A 451-nucleotide genomic window follows, 5' to 3' on the forward strand; every position below is an offset into this window, starting at 1 on the left:
TTTTTTTTGTGCGCCCGGCATGGGCGTTAACTTGGTGGTGAAAGTCCACTGCAGGCGAGGCAGCACGAGTCTGGTAGCCAAAGGCAAGGGTGTCCATCGCGAGGTGGAATCCGAAGGAAGCCGGCGGCAAAACCACGGCCCGATGAACAAGAACCCCATAAGAGGCTAAGCCGTTCGGATGAGCTGGCGAAACACAGCGAAATCCTAGGCTGCCAAGGGACGGCGGAGTATATGGGGCGGGTGCGGGGTGAAGGTTAACGCTCTTACCCGGGGAGGCCTGCCGGATAAGCCAGGTAGAGCTGGTAACCCGTGTTGAGAGGCACGGCTGAACCGGCAGGAGTCAGCAGAGGGCATAGTACCCTGGGGGTCATGAACTGCAGGGGAAGGCCCGAACATCAAGTCAGAGGTGAGACCGATGCGTTCGCGAGAAGGGCAAAGACAGCAGAAAACC

The 451-nt window shown here is 59.0% G+C and carries 1 protein-coding gene; it reads right to left on the minus strand.

What is annotated here, in order from left to right; translation table 11 throughout:
- Nucleotides 1-204: 204 nt before the first annotated feature.
- The coding region (locus tag KKC1_RS16725) for a hypothetical protein (RefSeq protein WP_238134225.1) at nucleotides 205-451 on the minus strand (247 nt) is incomplete at its 5' end.

Source organism: Calderihabitans maritimus (assembly GCF_002207765.1).
Lineage (GTDB): Bacteria > Bacillota > KKC1 > Calderihabitantales > Calderihabitantaceae > Calderihabitans > Calderihabitans maritimus.